Annotated in this window: 22 protein-coding genes; 17 read left to right on the top strand and 5 right to left on the bottom strand. The window is 38.9% G+C overall.

The features are described from left to right. Nucleotides 1-41 precede the first annotated feature (41 nt). Nucleotides 42-1,496, bottom strand: a complete 1,455-nt coding sequence (gene cls / locus ACFPA1_RS07865; RefSeq protein WP_378581947.1) for a cardiolipin synthase — start codon at nucleotides 1,494-1,496, stop codon at nucleotides 42-44. Between the two features lie 139 nt (nucleotides 1,497-1,635). Next, on the bottom strand, nucleotides 1,636-2,202 hold the full coding sequence (locus ACFPA1_RS07860) for an acetylglutamate kinase (RefSeq protein WP_241113691.1): 567 nt from the start codon (nucleotides 2,200-2,202) through the stop codon (nucleotides 1,636-1,638). 304 nt (nucleotides 2,203-2,506) lie between these two features. Between ACFPA1_RS07860 and ACFPA1_RS07855 the strand changes: the two genes are divergently transcribed. From ACFPA1_RS07855 to ACFPA1_RS07785, 15 genes are all read left to right on the top strand, one after another. After that, nucleotides 2,507-2,998, top strand: coding sequence for a GNAT family N-acetyltransferase (locus tag ACFPA1_RS07855; protein WP_213146072.1), 492 nt, complete (start codon nucleotides 2,507-2,509; stop codon nucleotides 2,996-2,998). A gap of 118 nt (nucleotides 2,999-3,116) precedes the next feature. Then, nucleotides 3,117-4,295 carry a macrolide family glycosyltransferase gene (locus tag ACFPA1_RS07850; protein ID WP_213145963.1) on the top strand — a complete coding sequence of 393 codons (1,179 nt, stop codon included), beginning with the start codon at nucleotides 3,117-3,119 and terminating at the stop codon, nucleotides 4,293-4,295. 89 nt (nucleotides 4,296-4,384) lie between these two features. Next, entirely contained in the window at nucleotides 4,385-6,688 is a 2,304-nt protein-coding gene (gene helD, locus ACFPA1_RS07845; protein WP_378581946.1) for an RNA polymerase recycling motor HelD, read from the top strand. A 339-nt stretch (nucleotides 6,689-7,027) separates the two neighbouring features. Further along, the gene (locus ACFPA1_RS07840; RefSeq protein WP_213145965.1) at nucleotides 7,028-7,474 is read left to right on the top strand and encodes a hypothetical protein; all 447 of its coding nucleotides are present in this window, start codon (nucleotides 7,028-7,030) and stop codon (nucleotides 7,472-7,474) included. A gap of 2 nt (nucleotides 7,475-7,476) precedes the next feature. Further along, nucleotides 7,477-7,701: a helix-turn-helix transcriptional regulator gene (locus ACFPA1_RS07835; protein WP_213145966.1), complete on the top strand. Its 225-nt coding sequence runs from the start codon at nucleotides 7,477-7,479 to the stop codon at nucleotides 7,699-7,701. A gap of 60 nt (nucleotides 7,702-7,761) precedes the next feature. Then, nucleotides 7,762-8,469 (top strand): DUF4386 domain-containing protein, encoded by a 708-nt coding sequence (locus ACFPA1_RS07830; protein WP_378581945.1) that lies wholly within the window; start codon nucleotides 7,762-7,764, stop codon nucleotides 8,467-8,469. Between the two features lie 60 nt (nucleotides 8,470-8,529). Further along, a complete protein-coding gene (locus ACFPA1_RS07825) occupies nucleotides 8,530-9,498 on the top strand; it encodes an NAD(P)-dependent alcohol dehydrogenase (protein ID WP_378581944.1) in 969 nt (322 codons plus the stop codon). A gap of 492 nt (nucleotides 9,499-9,990) precedes the next feature. Further along, complete coding sequence (locus tag ACFPA1_RS07820; protein ID WP_378581943.1) at nucleotides 9,991-11,025, top strand: alpha/beta hydrolase; 1,035 nt, start codon at nucleotides 9,991-9,993, stop codon at nucleotides 11,023-11,025. A 42-nt stretch (nucleotides 11,026-11,067) separates the two neighbouring features. Next, nucleotides 11,068-11,541, top strand: a complete 474-nt coding sequence (locus ACFPA1_RS07815) for a DinB family protein (RefSeq protein ID WP_378581942.1) — start codon at nucleotides 11,068-11,070, stop codon at nucleotides 11,539-11,541. 158 nt (nucleotides 11,542-11,699) lie between these two features. Then, nucleotides 11,700-12,356 (top strand): GntR family transcriptional regulator, encoded by a 657-nt coding sequence (locus tag ACFPA1_RS07810; RefSeq protein WP_378581941.1) that lies wholly within the window; start codon nucleotides 11,700-11,702, stop codon nucleotides 12,354-12,356. 206 nt (nucleotides 12,357-12,562) lie between these two features. Continuing rightward, nucleotides 12,563-13,840: a cytosine permease gene (locus ACFPA1_RS07805; protein ID WP_378581940.1), complete on the top strand. Its 1,278-nt coding sequence runs from the start codon at nucleotides 12,563-12,565 to the stop codon at nucleotides 13,838-13,840. A 135-nt stretch (nucleotides 13,841-13,975) separates the two neighbouring features. Further along, nucleotides 13,976-14,731 (top strand): SDR family NAD(P)-dependent oxidoreductase, encoded by a 756-nt coding sequence (locus tag ACFPA1_RS07800; RefSeq protein WP_378582479.1) that lies wholly within the window; start codon nucleotides 13,976-13,978, stop codon nucleotides 14,729-14,731. Beyond that, entirely contained in the window at nucleotides 14,731-15,555 is an 825-nt protein-coding gene (locus ACFPA1_RS07795) for a fumarylacetoacetate hydrolase family protein (RefSeq protein WP_378581939.1), read from the top strand. Before ACFPA1_RS07800 ends, ACFPA1_RS07795 begins: the two co-directional genes overlap by 1 nt. Further along, nucleotides 15,522-16,988: a dihydropyrimidinase gene (gene hydA / locus ACFPA1_RS07790; protein ID WP_378581938.1), complete on the top strand. Its 1,467-nt coding sequence runs from the start codon at nucleotides 15,522-15,524 to the stop codon at nucleotides 16,986-16,988. Before ACFPA1_RS07795 ends, hydA begins: the two co-directional genes overlap by 34 nt. 141 nt (nucleotides 16,989-17,129) lie before the next feature. Then, nucleotides 17,130-18,803, top strand: coding sequence for a thiamine pyrophosphate-binding protein (locus ACFPA1_RS07785; protein WP_378581937.1), 1,674 nt, complete (start codon nucleotides 17,130-17,132; stop codon nucleotides 18,801-18,803). A 250-nt stretch (nucleotides 18,804-19,053) separates the two neighbouring features. Here ACFPA1_RS07785 and ACFPA1_RS07780 read toward each other — a convergent pair whose 3' ends face one another. Both ACFPA1_RS07780 and ACFPA1_RS07775 read right to left on the bottom strand, forming a co-directional pair. Further along, nucleotides 19,054-19,680 carry a DUF2238 domain-containing protein gene (locus tag ACFPA1_RS07780; RefSeq protein ID WP_378581936.1) on the bottom strand — a complete coding sequence of 209 codons (627 nt, stop codon included), beginning with the start codon at nucleotides 19,678-19,680 and terminating at the stop codon, nucleotides 19,054-19,056. 70 nt (nucleotides 19,681-19,750) lie between these two features. Then, nucleotides 19,751-20,029: a hypothetical protein gene (locus ACFPA1_RS07775; RefSeq protein WP_378581935.1), complete on the bottom strand. Its 279-nt coding sequence runs from the start codon at nucleotides 20,027-20,029 to the stop codon at nucleotides 19,751-19,753. Nucleotides 20,030-20,264: 235 nt separating this feature from the next. Here ACFPA1_RS07775 and ACFPA1_RS07770 point away from each other — a divergent pair, with 235 nt between their 5' ends. After that, nucleotides 20,265-20,534 carry a hypothetical protein gene (locus tag ACFPA1_RS07770; protein WP_378581934.1) on the top strand — a complete coding sequence of 90 codons (270 nt, stop codon included), beginning with the start codon at nucleotides 20,265-20,267 and terminating at the stop codon, nucleotides 20,532-20,534. Between the two features lie 118 nt (nucleotides 20,535-20,652). Here the strand turns inward: ACFPA1_RS07770 and ACFPA1_RS07765 are convergent, their stop codons facing one another. Next, a complete protein-coding gene (locus ACFPA1_RS07765) occupies nucleotides 20,653-20,964 on the bottom strand; it encodes a hypothetical protein (RefSeq protein WP_213145973.1) in 312 nt (103 codons plus the stop codon). Nucleotides 20,965-21,221: 257 nt separating this feature from the next. Between ACFPA1_RS07765 and ACFPA1_RS07760 the strand changes: the two genes are divergently transcribed. Next, nucleotides 21,222-21,608, top strand: a complete 387-nt coding sequence (locus tag ACFPA1_RS07760) for a VOC family protein (RefSeq protein WP_378581933.1) — start codon at nucleotides 21,222-21,224, stop codon at nucleotides 21,606-21,608. Nucleotides 21,609-21,689: the final 81 nt, after the last annotated feature.

Below are 21,689 nucleotides of genomic sequence, written 5' to 3'. Positions count from 1 at the left end.
TCCCCGTGCATCACCCAGAACACACTTCTTATCATCCTGATTCATAAAATCGGTGACAGAAGGCGGGATACGGATTCTTTGATTCGCACGAAACCGGATCGTCCCTGATACCTTGTAAGGGTAAGTTCGGAACAATAATTGGAATCTTCCATGAATAAATCATATAAATCGTGAGCAATCTTTTCGTCATAGATAAGGGCATTGACTTCAAAGTTTAGCCTGAAGCTGCGCATATCAATGTTAGTGGTCCCGACAGAGGCTACCTCTTGGTCCACCAATATCGTTTTGGCATGTAAAAACCCATTTTCATATAACAAAATCTTCGCACCATATGACAAAAGCTCACCGGCATAAGCCAAGTTTGCCCAGTACACAAAGGGATGGTCGGGCTTGCTGGGAATCATGATCCGAACATCTACTCCGGAAAGTAAGGCGATTTTGCACGCATCCATAAAGCTGCTATCTGGAATAAAATAAGGTGTTTGGATATAGACACTTTTTTGCGCTGACATGATCAGCTTCAAGTACATATTTTTCAAATGTTCGGTTGTGGAATTTGGACCACTGGCGATAATTTGGATGGCACTGCTTCCGCTATGCCGCTCCAGATTCATAGAAAAGGCTTCGTGGTTGATTGTTTCTTGGTCCGTTGCCTGCTTCCAATCCAGCACAAATCTCCCTTGAATATGATTGACGGCCTCGCCCAGTATTCGTAGATGAGTATCGCGCCAATTTCCGAACTTTTTATCCAGCCCCAAATATTCATTTCCAATATTGAATCCGCCAATATAAGCAATCTCGCCATCAATAATACAGATCTTCCGATGGTTTCTTGTATTAATCCGGAAGTTGATTAATTTTAAAAAAGAAGGAAAAAACACTTCCACTTCGCCGCCACACTCGATCAGTTCCTTGAAAAAAGAACGATTCATCCGCCGTGAACCCACTTCATCGTAGAGGACGCGAACCCGGACTCCTTCCTTGGCTTTCTTTGTCAGTTCATCCCGTAACTTTACAGCCAAGGAATCACGCTGAATAATGTAATATTGCAGATGAATCTCGATTTTTGCATTCTGAATATCTTGAAACAACGCATCGAACTTGTCTATTCCGTGATGAAAAATTTGTACATCATTATCGTTAGAAAGTAAGGCGTTCGACGACTTCATGTTCATTTTAATTAGGTCCCCATACCTTTGAAGCAAAGGATTATGTAGAAAATCAGAACGAGTTAGGTGATCCATCTGCACACTTACGGCTTCATTTAAAAAACGTCTCTCTTCTTCTGATAGTTTGTAAAAATTCTTTTGCTTTAACTGGCGGCCCAAAAAGATATAGATCAAAAACCCTAGAATGGGCAGAAAAAATAAAACCAAAAGCCACGCCCAGGTAGAACTGACATCCCGTCTCTCAACAAACATCACCACGATGGCAAATAATATATTTAAAACAGTAATAAGTGCGATGAATATCGTATTAATATTCTGTAATTCCATTGCTACCTCTCCAGCGCCAAGATCCTTTACTTCAATATATATAATTCTTGCAGCAAAAGCCAAGGAAATGCCAGAAGGACGGTTCCCAATGCTTATTCTTTCTTAAAAATGAGCTGGCTGAACCGTCCCCATGGTATATTTAAAACTTTCTAGGGAATTGTTTTACAATGGCAAAGGTGATGGTGTCCGCCATTTCTAAAGCTTCCAACTCAATTTTGTCAAACACTGCAATACTTTCTTTAAAATTTTGTTGGAGTATTAATACTGCTTCCCTTTCTGTAAGGGCCAAATGTTCGAAAAACATTTCTTGGAATTCTTTTCTTGATATAAATGGATTGATTCTACTTAAGAATTCGGCAATTTCGGCTCCATTCGCATACCATCTTTTCCGTGCATCTGCCACAGCTCTTTGATTGCCTGCTTTCGCAGCTGTAACCAGTTCCGCAGCAATGACCAGGTGCTCCCTTATTAGGTTGGCGAACTGTGCTGCTATTTTATTTCCATAGAAAGGCTTTAATAAATTTCCCATATCTGTGGCATTCCGGAGAAGTCGTGCAGTATTCGCGGCTAAATCAGGTAAATTAAAAGCTATGCTATTGATGACCAATCTTGTCCAATATACGTGCTGTTCCCAAACCATACGCATGGAACTTTTCAAACGATCTTCCCGTTCACTAATACCATCAGTGTTGAACCATGGTTTCATAGTCTCACCCCCAAACACTAAAACTCAGTTTCAGTATATTCCGATTCTAAAAAAGTGCTTGTACAATTTTGAATGCACAGGGACGGTTCTTTTGCCTCATTTTCCAGAGAAAGTGAGGCACGAGAACCGTCCCCGTGCCTCACGTGTGCCTCGAAAATCTAAAACTTTACTTTTGTTCTGAACAAAAACCTATTATAGTAGTAGATGGAGATAATAATAATTTATAAAGTGGAAGTCTTATATTTTGTAGGGGCAAATGGGAATTAGCATCAAGATGTTATTGGAATTTGGAGGCAAATTGAAAATGTTGAATATCCGTAATGTTAAAATGGAAGATCTATCTGAGATAACTATCATTGAAAGCCTGTGTTTTCCAATAGAAGAGGCTGCGACGAAAGAAACGTTTGAAATGCGGATTCGTGTAATACCAGATAGTTTCTTTGTGGCTGAAAGGAAAGGTGCGATTGTGGGTTTTGTTAATGGACCTGTGATTGAAACACCATATATTACAGATGACTTATTTCGTGAAATTAAGGCTAATCCACTGACCGGCGGACATCAAAGTGTCCTTGGAATAGCGGTTACTCCGCATTTTCAAACACGCGGTGTAGCGGCAGCGCTACTTGCTCATATTGAAGAAGCAGCAACTGCAAAAAAACGTGAGACCATCACACTTACATGTAAAGAAGACTTAATTGGTTTCTATGAAAAATTTGGCTATAACAACATGGGCGTTTCAAAATCAGAGCATGGCGGAGTAATCTGGTACAATATGGTCAAAAAATTAACATTATGATTTAACTCTATTTAGATGGAGAGAATGAAACATGGGGACGGTTCTTTTGCCTCACTTTGGTCGATAAAGTGAGGCGCGAGAACCGTCCCCATGCCTCATTAGTAAAGGAGTGTTAATAATGGCACGTGTTTTGTTTATTAATGGTGGTTCTGAAGGACATGTTAATCCGACTCTTGGAGTTGTGCGGGAGCTTGTTTCGCGTGGAGAAGAGGTAGTATACTTTACGATAGAGGCTTTTCGAGAACGTGTTGAGAAGACGGGAGCTACCGTAAGAACGTTTGATGGTGATAAATTTATAAAAGCTTTTATTTCAGGTGGAAGAAAGTATTTACTCGAAAGAATCAACGGTCTTTTGCGAACGGCAGATATCATGATCCCTAGTGTTCTGGAGCAAATCGAAGGGGAACAGTTTGATTATATCATCCACGATTCCATGTTTGGCTGTGGACGTATACTTGCACAGATCCTGAAACTTCCGGCCGTTAATTCTTGTACTTCTTTTGCACAGACAAAAGCATCATTTGATCAAACGTTGGACCATCTTTCAAAAAATATCCCAACGGAAATTCATGATGAGTATCAGAACCTCACAAAAAAATTGGAAGAAAAATATGATGTGGAGATCCATTCTCCTTACGAAGTTTTTTGTAACCCGGCACCACTTACCATCGTTTATACAACCAGGGAGTTTCAACCCTTTGGAGAAACATTTGACCAGTCGTACAAATTTGTGGGTCCATCCATTTCTTTACGACCAATGCAAGAAAACTTCGACCTACCTACAATTCAGGGAAAAAACCTAATTTACATTTCACTCGGTACTGTCTTTAACCAAGCAATAGATTTCTATAAGCTTTGTTTTAAGGCATTTGGAAACACTGACCATACTGTTATCATGTCTATTGGGGAAAAAACGCATTTATCCGATTTAGGGGAGATTCCTAGGAACTTCATTGTCAAAAATTACGTTCCACAAACAGAAGTATTGAAATACACGAGGGTTTTCATCACTCATGGCGGAATGAACAGTGTTCATGAGGGTCTCTATAACGGGGTTCCGCTCATTGTCATCCCGCAAAGCGCGGATCAGCCAATCATCGCTGGGCAAGTTGCAAAACTCGGGGCCGGTATTACACTACAAATGCAAAACCTGACTGCAAATCAACTCAGTGAAGCTGTGGATCAAGTATTAAAACAACCATCTTACCAAAAAGCTGCTGCAAGCATCGGAGAATCTTTTCAAAAATCGGGTGGATACCACCAAGCTGTGGATGAGATTTTCAAATTTAAAAATTGATGCATGGGGACGGTTCTTATGCCTCATTTTCTAGGGAAAGTGATGCACGAGAACCGTCCCCGTGCGTCACTTAGTGAGGTGATTATAGGATGGGAACTAAAGATCAAGTTTCTGTAAGTGGCCATAAAGATTATCAAGCAGAACTGGAGCGCTTAGAGTTTACGAAGGAATATATACGGACTGTTTTGGAAATTTCGCAGGGGAATAGAGAATTTTTCGTTGAAAATATGAGGCAATCCTTTGCTGAACTGAATTCTAAGGATAGCAGTACGAGTTACACGGATCTCCTCGCCAATGCAAGTTTTCTTGAATTAGCCGAAAGTGAATTGAAAAGACTGGAGAGTGTGATTGGCAAACCATATTTTTCACGGATTGATTTCACTAGCGACAGTACGAAAAAAGAGGAAATTTTGTACATCGGCAAGGTGTCACTGTTTGACCGGGTCACACAGCAACCTATAATTGTGGATTGGCGGTCGCCGATTGCCAATGTCTACTATGATGGTCGGCTCGGAGAGGTGTCCTATGAAGCATATGGTGAGACCCAAACAGGGTATCTATCCTTAAAGAGGCAATATGACATTGTTGAGGGATTATTAAAAGAAATCAGTGACATCGATTTAACCACACACGATGAACTTTTGCAGAAATCTTTGTCAGGTAAAGCGGACAATCGCTTAACAGAAATTGTCGCGACCATCCAAAATGAGCAAAATGAAGTGATTCGGGCATCATTGAAGCACCCCATCATTGTTCAAGGAGCGGCCGGAAGCGGGAAAACAACGATCGCACTCCATAGAATATCCTACTTTCTCTATTCCTTTGGATTTCAATTTCCTCCAGAAAAATTAATGATACTCGCGCCAAACCGACTGTTTATTGATTATATTTCTGCCGTCTTACCGGAACTCGGTGTCAACAAAATCAACCAAACCACCTACATTGATTTTATGAGAAGTTGTCTGGGACAGAAAATAAAACTTTTTTCACCTAACTCGAAGCTGATGAAGCTCCTTGAAAATAACGGATCCAATAAATCGATGCAATGGGTATCTAGTTATAAAGGCTCACTTGAATTTAAAGAATTAATCAACCGATATATCAAGGAATTGGAAAGCAATCTTGCTCCAGAAGAGGATTTTGTGATTGAAATTTCCGTTCTCATGAAAGGGAAAAAGCTTAAAAGACTATTTTTAAAAGAATATACGTACTTACCAATCTACAAAAGGCTTGGAAAAATAAAAAACCTTTTAGAAGATGATCTAAAAAGGAAAAAATCCATTATGTTATCGAAATTGAACAAGAAATATGAAGAAGCACTTGAAAAAGTCCTTTATAACTGGAGGCAGGATCCAGAAAAAAGAAAGCAAAAAGTGGTCACTCTGATGGAGAGGAAAGATCAACGGAAAAAGAGGATCGAGCAGGAGGCAAAGGCCGCTGTAAAAAAATATATGGATGCATTTGACATGAAAGATATCTTTACCTTGTATAAGGAACTAATGACATCTCCAGATTTGCTTCAAAAGCATTCCACCACTCTGACTGATCAAGAATGTAAGGTTCTAAGTAAATATTGTCAGCGTATCTTTGAACGGGGTGCATACGAGCTTGAGGATTTAGCCCCGCTATTTTATATGCTGGCAAAGCTAGAAGGCATTGATGAAAAACATAAAATGCGAAGTATTTTCATTGATGAAGCACAGGATTACAGCTATTTTCAATTTGCTGCATTAAAAGAAGGCTTTGAAACAGACTTGTTCACCATCGTGGGGGATTTGGCACAAGGCATCCATTCCTATCGCGGCTTGAATAGCTGGACACCTGTACTGAAGGAGATTTTCCCAAATGCGAATTATCAAGCCTTGCAAAAAAGCTACCGAACAACCGTCGAAATCATGAACTTGGCAAATGATATCCTGATGTTGATTGATCAGGAATTGCCGAAGGTCGAACCGGTCATTCGTCATGGCCAAAAACCGAGCTATAAAAAAATTGATTCTGTGAATCTGGAACAGGTAAGGATGCTGCTGGAACACGATATATCCTCACTCAAAGAGGAAGAGCTGCACTCCATTGCGATTATTGGACGTACCGATAAAGAATGCCAGAGAATACAACAACTCTTGGAAAATAGCCAACTTCCAATTCAGTTATTAGAAGAAAAACAAGAAATGAAGAAGGGGCATATCGTGATTTTGCCATCATATTTATCAAAAGGCCTGGAGTTTGATGCCGTTTTGCTCGTCTGCTTGGAAGAACCATACTCACAAGCAGACCTGGACATCAAATTGTTGTACGTCTCAATGACAAGACCTATGCACCGCTTGTATCTGTATGGGAGAGACCAGGCGGACTTTTTATTAAATAGGGCGGAATCTCTTCATTTTGAATGAAGCATGGGGACGGTTCTTTTGCCTCATTTTCTAGCGAAAATGAGGCACGAGAACCGTCCCCGTGCATTTCCGTGCATCAAGGGTTCTACTTTTGGAAAACAAATTTAAGTGTAATTTTTTAAAAAATGATGATACGAACATAGCGGACATTTTTAATTAAATTTGCCCTAATCCTCTTTAGAAAGACAGAAAAATGTAAGAGCACATGCCGGAACATTGCCCATTTAGCAATATCTGGTATTTTTTTGTAATTTATAGTTTACTTTATGTAAAGTTTATATTACATTATGTATAACATATTTTACTAAATATAGAAGAAAATAAAATAAGGGGGAAACCATGACCTATCAAGAAAAGAAAAGCATCGTATCGTTAATCAGCGCCATACTCATTTTCGGAACTTATTGCTTGTACATGTACCCACGTCACCCTGAAGGGGGGCTGGAGTCGCTAGAAACCTTTCGCTATTGGGGTTCATTCGTCCTCATCCTGACTTTGCTTTCAATTGTCGCCCACATTATTATCAGCATTCTTTTCAATATCCTATTTAGAATGACAACTGGAGAAAAAGAACCAACATTCGCAGATGAACTGGATAAGTTAATTGACTTGAAAGCGAACCGAAATTCTTTTTTTGTCTTTATACTCGGCTTTTTACTTGCAATGGGATCGCTGGTTATCTTTCAGCCGTCACAGTTCATGTTCATGATCCTGATCATTTCGGGGTTCATTTCCGATGTGACTGGATCCGTTACGAAACTTTATCACTATCGGAAAGGAGTCTAATAATGGGTAAACATCTTGTCGGCAATCATATCAGACGATTACGATTTGACCATAATGAAATGACCCAGCAGCAACTGGCTGACAAGGTAGGCGTTACAAGACAAACCATCGTGGCACTCGAAAAGGGAAATTACTCCCCATCACTAGAACTTGCTTTTCGCATTGCTCGCGCCTTTAACTTACCGCTGGAAGAGGTATTCTTCTATGGGGAAAACACAAATAAGTAAAAAATTTGATGGTTTTTTGCTTTACCGTTTTTGAATTTATTAAGAGAAGGGGATAAGTAAATGAATTCAAATAAAAAAGCTGCGAAAATTGTGGGAGTATTGTTTATTCTTGCGGCAGTTACGGCGGTAATTGGTCTAAACTTATATAATCCTATCCTAACGGGTCCTGATTACCTGATTAAAGGTTCGGAACACTCCAACCAGGTGATAACGGGAGCGCTTATGGAGTTAATTCTTGTCGTTTCAGCGGTTGGTACGGCAACGACTATGTTTCCTTTTTTAAGAAGGTACAATGAAACGATTGCTCTTTGGCATGTTTGTTTCAGATTTCTTGAAGCGATTATCATTACGGTTGGTGTAATAAGCGTCCTGTCCCTATTAACCTTAAGCCGAGAATTTGCAGCGGCGGGTGCTCCGGATATTGCCTCTTTTCATGCTTCAGGTACTGTACTAAAAGCAATACATGACTGGACATTTATGCTTGGTCCCAATTTCATGCTGGGCATAAATACGATGATGTACAGTTATATATTTTATAAATCAAAGCTCGTACCAAGAGTCATACCCATCTTGGGTATGACAGGGGCAACGCTTGTTTTTATAGCAGCGTTGTTAGAAATGTTCGGAGTCATCCAACAAGTTTCGGTTTGGGGTGTTTTATTGTCGCTGCCAGTAGCTGCTAATGAAATGATTTTAGCCGTATGGCTCATCGTTAAAGGATTCAATGAATCTGCGCTTGCTGCCTTGACTACAAAAAAAAGCATTTGAAGCTCCTCTAAAGATAACGAGTTCCTCAAAATAAAGGCTTAGGGATATGGAGGGAAATTAATGAAAGCCATCGTTTATAACAAATATGGTTCACCCGATGTTCTTAATCAGACAGAAGTAGATAAACCTATTCCTGAGGACCATCAGGTACTGGTAAAGATTCATGCAGCATCCTTAAATTATGGTAATCTAGTACTTCTGAAAGGAGAGCCCTTCTTAGCCCGTTTTGCCTTCGGTCTTCTAAAACCAAAATACTCCATACCCGGAGGTGACATTGCAGGCCGGGTCGAAGCAGTTGGTAAAAATGTTAAACAGTTTCAGCCAGGCCAAGAGGTATTTGGAGATCTTTCCAGAGCTGGCTGGGGTGGTTTTGCTGAATATGTATCTGTTCCTGAGAATGCATTGGCATTAAAACCAGAAAATATCACATTTGAGGAAGCTGCTGCGGTACCGATGGCGGCAGTTACAGCCTTACAAGGTCTAAGGGATAAAGGCAAAATTCAGACGGGACAGAAGGTTTTGATAAATGGTGCCTCTGGTGGTGTTGGGACTTTTGCGGTACAGCTTGCCAAATCTTTTGGTGCAGAAGTAACAGGTGTTTGCAGTACGAGAAATTTAGAAATCCTTCGTTCCATTGGGGCTGATCATGTCATTGATTATACAAAAGAGGATTTTACCGAAAAAGTACAGAAGTATGACTTGATTCTCGGTGTTAACGGGCACCATCCGATTTCAGCTTATAAGCGGTCTTTAAATGCTAATGGAACTTTTGTTCACGTCGGAGGTTCGGGTGCACAGCTGTTTCAAACAATGACCTTAGGGCCTTGGATCTCGCTCACTGGAAGGAAAAAAATGTTTAGCTTATTACAAAGGCAAAACCAAAATGATTTAATTTATATAAAAGAACTCCTTGAAACCGGAAAAATAAAACCAGTTATTGATAAAACTTTTAAGATGAGTGAAGTCCAAGAGGCTTTCAGGTATTTTGAACATGGGCATGCTCAAGGAAAAGTTGTCATCACAGTATGAAAACTTTTAAGGAATAATAACTGATAGAATGAAGACTGGCGATACTTTAAGGTAGTATCGCCTTTTCTAATGAGAATTTTTCTTATTATTTGTGAAGTATCTAAGTGATGAATCTTTACCCGGGAAGAAAAATATTAAAGCGAGTAAAGGCATTCGTTATATGTTAAAAGGGAAAGAGAACATAAGAAAAAATAATTGAGCGAGATTCCGTTCAAAGTAGAGTAGTCCACCCTAAAGGACTACTCTATTTTTCTATAATTTTCCCTAAAAAGAAACACGGGGACGGTTCTTCTGCCTCATTTTCTAGTAAAATGAAGCACGAGAACCGTCCCCGTGTTTCAAAACTGATAGAAATATTCTGGCAGTTTTTTTATGTTCGAGATTTAATTCTATTTTGGAAAAATTGTTAATCCAGAAAACCCCAATTAAGTTATAATTAGGCTATAAGACATATATTTTGAATGTATGCAAAGATGGAGGGTTCAAACACGAATGAAACTTTTAAAAAAAAGTGATTATACGATCTCGGAAAACGGAATTAGCCAAATTGAAACTATTCCCATTGGCGGTATAAATCAAAGCATTCTTATTCAGACGGAAAAAACAGGAAGTCCCGTCCTTCTATTTATCCATGGAGGTCCCAGTATGCCTGTTCCTGGTGTATCAAATCGAGGTACTGATTACACATTGGTCATGACCACCAAAGAATTAATTAAACATTTCACCGTGGTTTTTTGGGACCAACGCGGTACAGGAAAATCATATTCCAAAGATATACCGAAAGAAACCATGCAATTGAAACAATTTATCAATGATGCGAGAGATGTCACAGATTATTTAAGATCTCGGTTTAAGCAAGACAAACTGCATCTAGCAGCTCATTCCTGGGGAAGTGTGATCGGACTAAGCCTTGCGTCCAAATATCCGGAAAAATACTATTCTTATACGGGTTTTTCCCAGATTACAAGCTGGGTTGAAAATGATAAGTTAAGCTATAAGTGGCTGATTGAGATGGCCACTGAGACAAACAACAAACGGGCGCTAGAGGAGCTCGCGGCGGTAGGAGAACCGCCTTATACGAAGGACTTTAAACAGTGGGCTGTTATCAGGAAATGGCAGTTAAAATATCGTACTATGTTTTATGATGCGGGTGACAAAAAGTCTGCTACCTTTTTTTCGGGGTTAAAAATCATGCTGCGCTCGCCGGATTATTCTCTTATGGATATTTATAACTCCCTTGTGAGAGGTTTTAAGCTTTCCTATACTGATGAAATGATTCACGATATCAATACATTTGATTTTTTCAGTGAGGTGCCAGCCTTAAATGTACCTGTTATGTTTATCCACGGTAGCAAAGAAAAACATGTTTTACCTGAACTAATCACTCGTTATTTTGAAGTACTTGATGCCCCAAAAGGAAAATCATTATATTGGTCTGAGAAATCTTCACATGCTTTTCACCTTGATGATGCAAGAGAAAATGAGCAAAGACTTATTCGCCATTTATTAGAGGCGCAACATTCTTAACTTATCAACCAAGAAAATTAGAGTTAAGAAGAAGGAGGAAAAATGAGAAAAGATCAAATTATTAAAGAAAAAATAAGTTTAATAGAATGGGTTGATTCTTTAAAGGAAATTTCAAATGATCTTTGGTTTATGCCTTTTAAAGAAGGGGCATGGGGGATTGCAGATGTCATTTCACATTTTATTTCATGGGACAAATTTTTAATAACCAATCGAGTAGCCTGTATTTATCTTAATGAGGAATTTCCAGCGTTAACTATAGATGTAGAAGCTGTAAATAAAAATGCATCACAATATGCTAGATCAGGTATTTCCAAAGAGGAACTTATTACGGAATTTATCACTGTTCGTAAGGAACTTGTATCCTTTTTACAAAAGGTCCCCGAAGAAACATTCACCGAACCTTACCCAGGTAGAGAACACATGACAATAGGAGAATACTTTGCTGGAATGATAGAACATGATTTAAAACATCGAGAACAAATAGAGGAATATATTAAAAAGGAATTTTTCAGCTAATAACAGTTATCACCTCAGCCTCCAGGGCTGTTTTTTTTTTGATTCAAATTTCCTAATTTAATGAATTTTCAGAAAATAATATTGAATTTTTATATATTTATGTTACAATTTTTGTAAACGGTCGATAGTATATTGTCGACAGTATGGGAGGTGTCTTTTTGAATAACAATGTAGTTCGTAGTGTCCCTTTTCATTTACAGATCTATCGACTTATAAGGGAACAAATTATTTCCGGTCAGAGAAAGCCGAAGGAAAGACTGCTTGAGGCGAAAATTGCAAAGGAATTAAATGTAAGTAGAACACCTGTCCGCGAAGCGCTTAGAATGTTAGAGCAGGATGGTCTCATTATAAATGTTGAAAACGCTTTAATTGTCTTTCCAATGCAATTCGAGGATATCGAGGAGGTCTATCAATGCAGAATAGCCACGGAACCATACGCTGCTTATTTAGCTGCTGACACTCTGTCCAACTCTGATTTAGCAAAGCTGGAAAAATATATTCAACAAGCTGAGGCAGCATACCAAAATCAATCATTTGAAGAAGTGGTAGAGTCGAATACACATTTTCATGACTTAATTGTTTGTGCATCCGGTAATAAAAGGTTAATAGAAATCAATGATCGCCTCAGTTCATTAATTCTATTGTTCAGAAACGCAGAACTCAAGGAATTCAGCAGACCTAGAGATTATTTAGAAGAACATAGATTAATCCTAGATGCATTAAAGAGCAAAAATAAATCAGAGGTAGAAAAATTAGTACGTATACACATTGAAAATGACTGGTCTTACCTTAAACAAAAGCTTCTTGATCATTAAAATACATGAATCGATGAATTGAAAAATTTTTAAAATTTTAAGGAGGTGAGGTTTATAGAAGGGGATGAAATGACATAATCCAATAAAAAGGTTGTAGTGAGTATGTAATTAGTTCTGGGAGCGGAGTCACTTCTTTGTCACATAAAAATACGAGTAAGTAAATTAATTAGGGTACTAACACATAAAGTACCTTTGAAAGGGGATTTATGATGGACAAAAATGGAACTGATTTAAATGGTCTTAACCCTATACCCGAAAAGGACCGACCTTTGACTTTGGCACCTTACGTACTTTCTTTCTGGTCTACTGCAATAATTATACAGGTAATGGCGATTGGTACCTTTTTATTAAAGGGCGGACTCAACCTATACCAGGTTTTAGCTGTCGGTGTTATATCCGGTGTGCTTGTAGCGACCTTTTGTACTGTAAACTCATTTGCGGGCATTAAAAACGGAATACCGTTCATTATTCAACTCCGTTCAAGCTTTGGGTATAAAGGAGCAAAAGTCGCCTATATCCTTCGTATTGTTCCGGCTATCTGTTGGTACGGAATAGGTACTTGGCTAGGAGCATTAGCGATTAACCAGGTCATGATGACTCTTTTTAGCTTACCTGAAATGAAGTTTCCTTATTTCTTCATATTAACTTTGATTCATATCTTTTTATCGTATAGAGGGATCAAGGATATTACTTGGTTTAATGCGGCAGTTGCCACCGTCATTTGTGTCATTTTGGTCTATTTCTTTGGAATCATTCTTTTCGAAGGTCAATTGGATTTTAGTAAGTATACTCACACACCAGGATCATGGGGAATCCTTTTCTTTGGTGGAATTTCGGCTGCAACGGCGAACTGGGCGACCGTTATGCTCAATAACTCTGATTTAGGACGCCAGCTTAGACCGGCGACTGGCAAAGCCGGGTTTATTGGTAACTTTATCGGCATTATCCCGCCTTGGATTTCCATGGTGCTAATTGGTATGCTCATTTTTATTGCAAATGGAAATGACGATCCTATTGCAGGGTTAATGGCTTTAGCGCCTAATAAAACCTTTGGATTAATTCTTATGGTATTCATTATTCTTGCACAAATCACCTCTAACTTAACTACTAGTGTCTTACCTGCTGCGTTGGCTTTTCAAGATTTATTTAAAGTAAAGTGGTCCACAGGTGCGATTATCTCAGCCTCTTTATCAGCCGTCACGATGCCTTGGGTACTTTTTACAAGTGAATGGTTCTTTACTTTCCAGAATATCTACTCATCTTTCCTGGGACCTATTTTGGGTATTTTAATTGCCGATTATTGGATTTTAAGAAAAGGCAAACTTAACCTTGATTATCTTTATAACCAAGATACCCGCGCATACAGGTATTTTAAAGGGTTTAGTCCGGCAGCTTTCTTGGCAATGTTGATTGGAGCCATCATCTCTTTCAACAACCTTGATGTTGCGTGGTTGGGTTTCCTTCAACCTTTGTTATTTACTTAATCCTAAAGAAAGCAGGAGTCGAAAAGAAATTTGAGATTCACGATCCTTTACTTACTGACGACACAAAAAATGATTCAGTAAATTTTAATGCTAACTAATCTACCATATTTTTAGAATTAGAGAGGAAGGTTATTGATGAAATTACAAGGGAAAAAGGCGTTAATTACCGGTGGATCAACTGGAATTGGAAAGGAAATCGCCCTTGCATATGCCAGGGAGGGTGCAGACCTTGCTATAAATTACTTTAAAACCGAGGAGCAGGCCAATGCCCTAAAGGCACAAATTGAAGAACAATATGGAAGAAAAGTAATTTTGATTGAAGGAGATGTAAGTGAAGTTGACCAAGTAGAAAATATGGTTCAAGCAGCCCTTGAGGGTCTGGGAGCTATCGATATTCTCGTTACCAGTGCTGGGATTACCCATCAAGGGTATGTTCAGGATTTAACAGTTGAAGAATGGGACCGAATGATTAAGGTGAACATGCGTGGACCATTCCTTTGTGTAAAAAATGTCTTACCACATATGTTAGAAAGAAAATTTGGGAGAATTATCAATATCGCTTCTCAATTAGGTCAAATAGGTGGAATAGAAAATGCCCATTATGCGGCTTCTAAAGCAGGAGTGATCGGATTTACAAAATCAGTAGCACGAGAAGTGAGCAAATACGGCATTACTGCAAACTGTATTGCACCAGGTCCAATCGCTACTCCTTTCTTGTTGGAAGGCTACGACGAAGCGTGGAAAGAAAGAAAACAAAGTTCACTCCCTCTAGGACGATTTGGCAGGCCCGAAGAAGTTGCGCCAACGGCCGTATTACTCGCGTCGGATCCTGACGGAAATATTTATACAGGTCAGACACTTGGACCAAATTCCGGAGATGTTATGCTGTAATGAAATATGTTCGTTTTGAAACCCTGGATACGGTGGTTAAATATGGTGTAGTAGATGGAGAAAAAATTCATGGTATCAAGGGGAGTATTTTCAATAGCTATGAAATCGGCACTAAAAGCTATTTCTTTGATCAAGTAAAACTATTAGCACCTGTTGAACCTTCAAAAATAATTGGCTTCGGACTTAATTACCAAGACCATGCGGAAGAAATTGGTGAAACGCTCCCGAAGGAGCCTATGTTTTTTCTAAAACCGCCTAATAGTATTATCGGACATTATGAAAATATTATTTACCCAAAACAAACACAAAATCTTCATTACGAAGTAGAACTCGCCATTGTTATAGGGAAAACAGCTAAAAATATCTCTTATCACGAAGCTAGCAATTATATATTGGGCTATACTATTGCCAATGATCTTACTGCACGGGATCTGCAAGAAATAGACGGCCAATGGGGGAGAGCAAAAGGGTTCGATACATTCTGCCCCTTAGGCCCGTGGATTGAGACAGATGTACAGGATGTAAACAACTTAAAAATCGTGCTTAAGGTAAATGATAAAGTAAAGCAAAACTCTAACACTAAAAATCTAAGCTTTGATTGTTACAAACTGATAGAATTTGTCTCGCAAATCACAAGTTTATTCCCGGGTGATGTTATTTTGACTGGGACCCCCGGTGGAGTTGGTCCTTTGCAAATTGGAGATAAAGTTGAAGCTTATATTGAAAGCATAGGAACACTAGAAAATACTGTCACCAGCTGTGTTGATAGTGAGTTTGGAGGGATAAAAAAATGCGGACAATTATTCAAAACGGTACCGTTGTGACTTCTGGAGGTATTGTTAAAGCAGACGTTGAGATAAAAGGAGAGTCGATTACTTCTATTTCACAGACAGTCAAACCAGAAATCGGAGACCGAATTATCGATGCCAGTAATCAATATATTTTCCCTGGAGGCATTGATGTCCATACTCATCTCGCTTGGCCGTTTCAGAGTACTGGTACTGCAGATGATTTTGTAACTGGAACCAAGGCGGGAGCAGTAGGCGGAATTACCAGTATTATTAACTTTACGAACCCGAAAAGAGGGGCATCTTTAATTGATACTCAAAAAGAGTGGATTGAAAAGGGAAATCAAGCTGTAATTGATTATGGGCTGCATGCCATTATCAATGAGTATAGTGATAGAGTTCTAGAGGAATTACCCATTTTAGCTGAAGAATACGGTGTCAGTTCGATTAAACTGTTCATGGCTTATAAAGGCGAAATGATGGTCAATGATCTTGAAATGTATAAGATCATGAAAAAGGCCGGTGAACTTGGAATCATTACCAATGTTCATGCTGAAAATGGGGATGTCATTGATGAACTAGTCAGGCAGGCCATCGCTGAAGGAAAAACAGCTCCCATTTATCATGGATATACCCGGCCTACAGTTTTGGAGGCTGAAGCTACAGGCAGAGCGCTTGCCATTGCTGAGGCTGCAGATGCACCGGTCTATATCGTCCACGTCAGCTGTGCGGATGCTTTAAATAAAGTGGACGAAGCAAAGAAACGCGGGGTCAAAGCCTTTGCCGAAACTTGTCCACAATATTTGGTTCTGGATATCAGCTATTTAGATTTGCCTAACTTTGAAGGCGCCAAATATGTTTGTTCTCCGCCACTTAGAGAGAAATGGAACCAGGAAGTATTATGGAATGGCATTAGTAATGGCCTGATATCTGTCATCGGCTCGGATCATTGTCCTTTTCGATTTGAAGGCCAAAAAACTCTTGGCAAGGATGATTTTTCAAAAATACCAAATGGTGTTCCTGGTCTCGAAGATATTTTTTCACTCTTGTATCATTTTGGTGTAAACGAAGGACGGATTTCGTTGCAGAAATTTGTAGAAATCATCAGTACGGGTCCTGCTGAATTGTTTGGAATGTCGAAAAAAGGCTCCATTTCAGTCGGTAAGGATGCAGATATAGTGATTCTTGACCCTAACCGTTCAAGAGTGATTACAGCTGAAACCCAATATCAGAATCTGGATTATAATGCCTATGAAGGTATGAAAGTTCAAGGTTTGATTACGAATGTTTTATCTCGTGGCGAGTTGATTGTAAAGGATGGGATTTTCATCGGGGAGCAGGGCCGAGGCAACTATATTTATCGAGACCGGCTGCATAACAAACAGTTTGAGTTAACAAAAAATAATTTAAAAAATCTTAATAACCCCAGTTCAACGGGGATAAGTTTTAAGGTTCAATATGATAAATAAGAGCACAATCAGAGAGTAAAATCGAAATGGTTTTACTCTCTTTTGAATGTCTTACTTTTTGAATATATTAAAATTTCAAAAAATTATAGTATAATATATTCTGAAAAGAAAATACTACTAAATGTGTAAAGGGTGAGAGAGATGCTTGCTAGAGATTTTATTTTAAAGACTTTTCAAAAATATGAAGTAGAGTATTTGTTTGGAAACCCTGGGACAACTGAATTGCCTTTGGTTGACGGGCTGGTGAACTATCCGGATCTTAAGTATATTCTTTCATTTCACGAAGATGTTTGTGTTGGGATGGCTGCAGGGTACGCCCAAGCAACTGGTAAGCCAGGCGTAGTTAATCTTCATGCTGCCCCCGGCTTGGCTCATGGATTGGGGAACATCTACAATGCCTATCGTGCGGGGGTACCACTTATTGTGACCGCCGGCCAGCAAGATACCAGACTTGCTATCCAGGAACCTGCATTATGGGGAGATATGGTAAGTATGGCCCAAAATTACACAAAATGGAGCTGGGAAGTCAAAAATGCGCAGGAATTACCTATTGTCCTACATCGGGCCTTTAAAGTAGCTCTTACCGAACCGATGGGTCCTGTTTTTCTTTCTCTTCCTTCGGATGTGCTTTGGCAGGAGATTGAGGAAGAAACAATCCCGCTTACCATTGTTTCTTCCAATATCAGGGGAGATCTTGAAGCAGTGCAAAAGGCGGCCGATTTGATTCGGCATGCAAGCAGCCCTGTCTTTTTAGTCGGGGATCACTTGGCCAGCTGCCAAGGGTTGGAAGAAATGGTTCGACTTGCGGAGATGATTGGCGCTCCTGTATATGTAGAGCATCAGGCCTCCAGATTAAATTTCCCTTATGGTCACCGTCAATACGTGGGAAGATGCCTGCCAAACGGGCCTTTTATCAAGAAAGCTCTTTCGGAAGCGGATGTTGTGATTTTCGTGGGAGTCACAAGTCAAGCCCCACTCCTTTACTTTGACCAGCCGATTATCCAAGAGGGAACAAAGGTAATCGCTATTGACAGTGGTGAATGGGAGCTTGGCAAGAATATGCACGTAGATATTGCCATTTCCGCCAGCCCAAGGATTGCGATTCAGGAGATTACACAATTAATCGAAACTCAATCAAATGATAAGGATAAAGCCCGATTCGAAAGGTTAAAAGAAAAGACTATACAGAAGAAAATACATAGTGATGAGCTGCGTTTAAAGGAACTGGAAGATACTAGAGGCCAGTTTCCTTTATCCCCTGCCGAAGTCATGTATGAATTAAATAAAGCACTTCCGGAAAATGTTTTAGTCGTTGACGAATCCGTAACGTCCGGTAGATATACCCACAGTTATTTGGAACTAAACCAGCCTGGTAGCCTTATCGCATTGAAGGGCGGCGGTCTGGGATACGGCATGCCGGCCTCCCTTGGCGCGCAGCTGGGGCGTCCTGATAAGAGGGTTGTCAATATCATTGGGGATGGTTCTTCCCTTTACTATATTCAATCATTATGGAATGCTGCCAAGTATCAACTCCCAGTCGTCTTTGTGATTATGAATAACCAAAGCTACATGATTCTGAAAGGCGGAATTCTTAATATCAAAGGAGAATCGTCAAAGCATAACGTGTTCCCGGGCATGGATTTAAATGAACCTCCGGTAGATTTTGTCAGTGTCGCTAAGGGGTTTGGAATTGATTCTATCAGAATTGAAAGGGCAGAGGAACTTCAACCTTCTTTTGAAAAAGCCTTTCAAAAGAAAAAGCCGATTTTGTTGGATGTGGTTATTGATTCTACGGTTAAGGTTTATCTTCAGTAAAACTATGATAAGTCAGCTTGATTAGTATAGGGCAGTATAGATGTATGAATAAGAAGCCGTGATTCCCATATAAATTGGGGAAATCGGCTTTTTAATCATCATTCCGTCTGATAGGATCGGCCTTATATTTTTTTATAAATAAATTTGTCTTCAGTCATCTAACTGGCGAAATGCTTCTCTATGAAACACGGGGACGGTTCTTTTGCCTCATTTTCTAGCGAAAGTGATGCATGAGAACCGTCCCCATGCATCACTTTCCTAATTCTTTTTGCAACAACTTATTATGTAGTTTGGAAAGAAGTAGTAAGGCTATGATGGTACCAGCTAAGGTTAATCCCATATCCCATTGTGCATCCCAAATATCACCTTGGTTGCCTAGAAAGTTTTTAGCTGTTTTTCCTCCCTGGAGTATAATAAAACTTATCCATTCAATGATTTCATACATAGCAGAAATGGCTAGAGTAATACTTGTCACAATCCAAAATAACCATTTCCCTTTTTTCAATGGGGTTTTCCTTAATAATAATTCTCTAATTACGATGCCCGACATGCCTTTTAAAAAATGTCCAAATCGATCGTAGTGATTTCTTTTGAAATCAAAAGTATCTTTTATCCAATTAAATAGAGGAACCTTTGAATAGGTGTAATGGCCGCCGACAAACATCAATATCGCCATAATAGCGATAATGACGTAAGAGAGGGTAGTAAGACGAAACCTTTTGTACGTTAATATTGCGATTATTAATATGATGATGGCAGGAGTGGCTTCCAATGTCCATGACATGAAGCTTGCAGGTTTGATAAGTGACCAAATTAAAACGGTGATTACAACCAGTAATAACAGAACATGAATCGTCTTGACACTTTTTCCTTTCATTTCTAATTCCACTCCTATATGGTTTCCTCGCAGCTGTAAAAAGGCTGTTGAACCTATTTTTTCAACAGCCCTAAATAGTTTGATTATTTTGGTCTAAAAGGTTGGAAAGGATAACCGAGTTTTCTTGGTCGGCATCATATTGCACAACATCATCATACTCGAACAAACGAAAACTATCGGGGAAATGTTCGCGCATGTAGTTCACAAATACATGCGGATCATTATTTCCTCCACGCCGAAATTCCATCATAATGGCCCGAAATTTATGCGGTGGCAATTCGGTTTGGATGTGATAAGAGTTTGTAAATCCCAATTGATCCGAACTGTATAGGTTATAGGTATAAAACATCCTAAGCCCCTCTTTCTTCAGTATTCAGTTATATTATTTTGCCCTAATTATTGATTGTTATCTGTGTATATTTTTGCAAATCAATTAAAAAATATAAGGGTGAAACATGGGGACGGTTCTGGTGCTTCATTTTCGAGAGCTAATGAAACATGGGGACGGTTCTCGTGCCTCATTTTCGAGCGTTAATGAGACATGAGAACCGTCCCCATGCATCTAAATAGGGGAGCGAGCTTAATTGAACGCTGATAACACGGAAAAATTCAAATTTAGGCTGGAGAATGACGAAGGGGAGGTGGAAGTTGAAGGTGAAATCTACGGGGAAAGCCACATCCCATTTTTAGATGATATAAAGTTTAAAGCAGTTATTGGGCTGCTTAATTCAATTGATAAAAAGAACTTTAGTGATTCAGGGAATCATCAGGTATTTAAATATTTTGTCCGGGAAATTGAAGAGACGATTCATGAAATGAAAAAAAATGATCAATTTCAAGGAAAACTTAATTAATTCTAATTGTGGTATGGGCAAATTAAAATATCAAAGCTACCTAAAATAACACTAAAATACAAATAAATACAGCCTAGGAAGGGGAGCACTTCTTCCCAGGCTGTATTTATTTATATAACTATTTTCGCATATCATGCCATTTTTGAAATTTACCATGTTCAAAGTGTCCCTTGTGTACTTGGTCAAAGTGATGCTCTGAATGAGTTGCCCTTCCGCCGCCAAAGCCAATTAAAACACCGAGTGCAAAGACACAAACAGAATAAATTATTCGATGCTTTCTTTTCTTGCGAGAATGGATGAATTTTTCTTTTAATTCTTCTCTAATTTCATTTTTAATCTCATCTTTAAGAGTTTTGATGTTTTCTTGATTCCGTTCTAAAGGTTGCTCTTGAGGTTCTTCCTGAGGTAGTTCTTGTGGTTCATCTGACATTCCTGCACACACCTCCTTTTCTCCTAATATATAGAAATCGTAATTTATCATTTCTTAACAAATTGTTAAATTTTATGGAAATTTTTTTGCGCTTTTACTCTTACTCTTTGGGATTAAAGAAAAATCAAGATTAATTTCTATATTGGCAGCTGGAAAAAATTGTGATATTTTTGAGCTAATCATGAAAGATTTTTAAGTATCAGCATAGATTCAGTACGTTTTTGAATAAAATGAATTGTTTTTAAGAGGTGTGTGTGATGAATATTAAGGGGTTAGATCATTTAGTTTTAACAGTTAAAGAAATTGAAGTTACATGTAAATTTTACTCTTCAGTTATGGGTATGGAGGTTCAAACCTTTGGTGAAGGCAGAAAAGCAATTAAATTTGGAAATCAAAAAATAAATTTGCATCAAAGTGGGAAAGAGTTCGAGCCAAAAGCAATAAGACCAACACCTGGCTCAGCTGATTTATGTTTTATTACGGAAACTCCTATAGAACAAATAATAGAATCCCTAGAAAAGCATAGAATTACCATTATTGAGGGGCCGATAGAAAGAACTGGTGCATTAGGAAGAATCAATTCAGTATATTTCAGGGACCCGGATCTTAACCTAATTGAGGTTTCTAACTATATAAAACATTAAGCAGACTTAATTTAGAGAACAGAGTAGGCGACTTAGTTCTACTCTGTTTTTATTATTTTGTCAGAACTGTTTATATAGGGG

Source organism: Neobacillus sp. GCM10023253 (assembly GCF_042653105.1).
GTDB lineage: Bacteria > Bacillota > Bacilli > Bacillales > Cytobacillaceae > Neobacillus > Neobacillus citreus.
Note: the sequence above shows the minus strand (reverse complement) of the source record. Positions and strands in the feature narration are given on the sequence as shown.

Coding starts and splice junctions, on each gene's coding strand:
- hydA (WP_378581938.1), top strand. CDS start 15,522: ATGCGGACAATTATTCAAAACGGTACCGTTGTGACTTCTGGAGGTATT.
- ACFPA1_RS07805 (WP_378581940.1), top strand. CDS start 12,563: ATGATGGACAAAAATGGAACTGATTTAAATGGTCTTAACCCTATACCC.
- ACFPA1_RS07850 (WP_213145963.1), top strand. CDS start 3,117: ATGGCACGTGTTTTGTTTATTAATGGTGGTTCTGAAGGACATGTTAAT.
- ACFPA1_RS07760 (WP_378581933.1), top strand. CDS start 21,222: ATGAATATTAAGGGGTTAGATCATTTAGTTTTAACAGTTAAAGAAATT.
- cls (WP_378581947.1), bottom strand. CDS start 1,496: ATGGAATTACAGAATATTAATACGATATTCATCGCACTTATTACTGTT.
- ACFPA1_RS07860 (WP_241113691.1), bottom strand. CDS start 2,202: ATGAAACCATGGTTCAACACTGATGGTATTAGTGAACGGGAAGATCGT.
- ACFPA1_RS07775 (WP_378581935.1), bottom strand. CDS start 20,029: ATGTTTTATACCTATAACCTATACAGTTCGGATCAATTGGGATTTACA.
- ACFPA1_RS07840 (WP_213145965.1), top strand. CDS start 7,028: ATGACCTATCAAGAAAAGAAAAGCATCGTATCGTTAATCAGCGCCATA.
- ACFPA1_RS07780 (WP_378581936.1), bottom strand. CDS start 19,680: ATGAAAGGAAAAAGTGTCAAGACGATTCATGTTCTGTTATTACTGGTT.
- helD (WP_378581946.1), top strand. CDS start 4,385: ATGGGAACTAAAGATCAAGTTTCTGTAAGTGGCCATAAAGATTATCAA.
- ACFPA1_RS07825 (WP_378581944.1), top strand. CDS start 8,530: ATGAAAGCCATCGTTTATAACAAATATGGTTCACCCGATGTTCTTAAT.
- ACFPA1_RS07795 (WP_378581939.1), top strand. CDS start 14,731: ATGAAATATGTTCGTTTTGAAACCCTGGATACGGTGGTTAAATATGGT.
- ACFPA1_RS07765 (WP_213145973.1), bottom strand. CDS start 20,964: ATGTCAGATGAACCACAAGAACTACCTCAGGAAGAACCTCAAGAGCAA.
- ACFPA1_RS07820 (WP_378581943.1), top strand. CDS start 9,991: ATGAAACTTTTAAAAAAAAGTGATTATACGATCTCGGAAAACGGAATT.
- ACFPA1_RS07800 (WP_378582479.1), top strand. CDS start 13,976: ATGAAATTACAAGGGAAAAAGGCGTTAATTACCGGTGGATCAACTGGA.
- ACFPA1_RS07830 (WP_378581945.1), top strand. CDS start 7,762: ATGAATTCAAATAAAAAAGCTGCGAAAATTGTGGGAGTATTGTTTATT.
- ACFPA1_RS07855 (WP_213146072.1), top strand. CDS start 2,507: ATGTTGAATATCCGTAATGTTAAAATGGAAGATCTATCTGAGATAACT.
- ACFPA1_RS07785 (WP_378581937.1), top strand. CDS start 17,130: ATGCTTGCTAGAGATTTTATTTTAAAGACTTTTCAAAAATATGAAGTA.
- ACFPA1_RS07815 (WP_378581942.1), top strand. CDS start 11,068: ATGAGAAAAGATCAAATTATTAAAGAAAAAATAAGTTTAATAGAATGG.
- ACFPA1_RS07835 (WP_213145966.1), top strand. CDS start 7,477: ATGGGTAAACATCTTGTCGGCAATCATATCAGACGATTACGATTTGAC.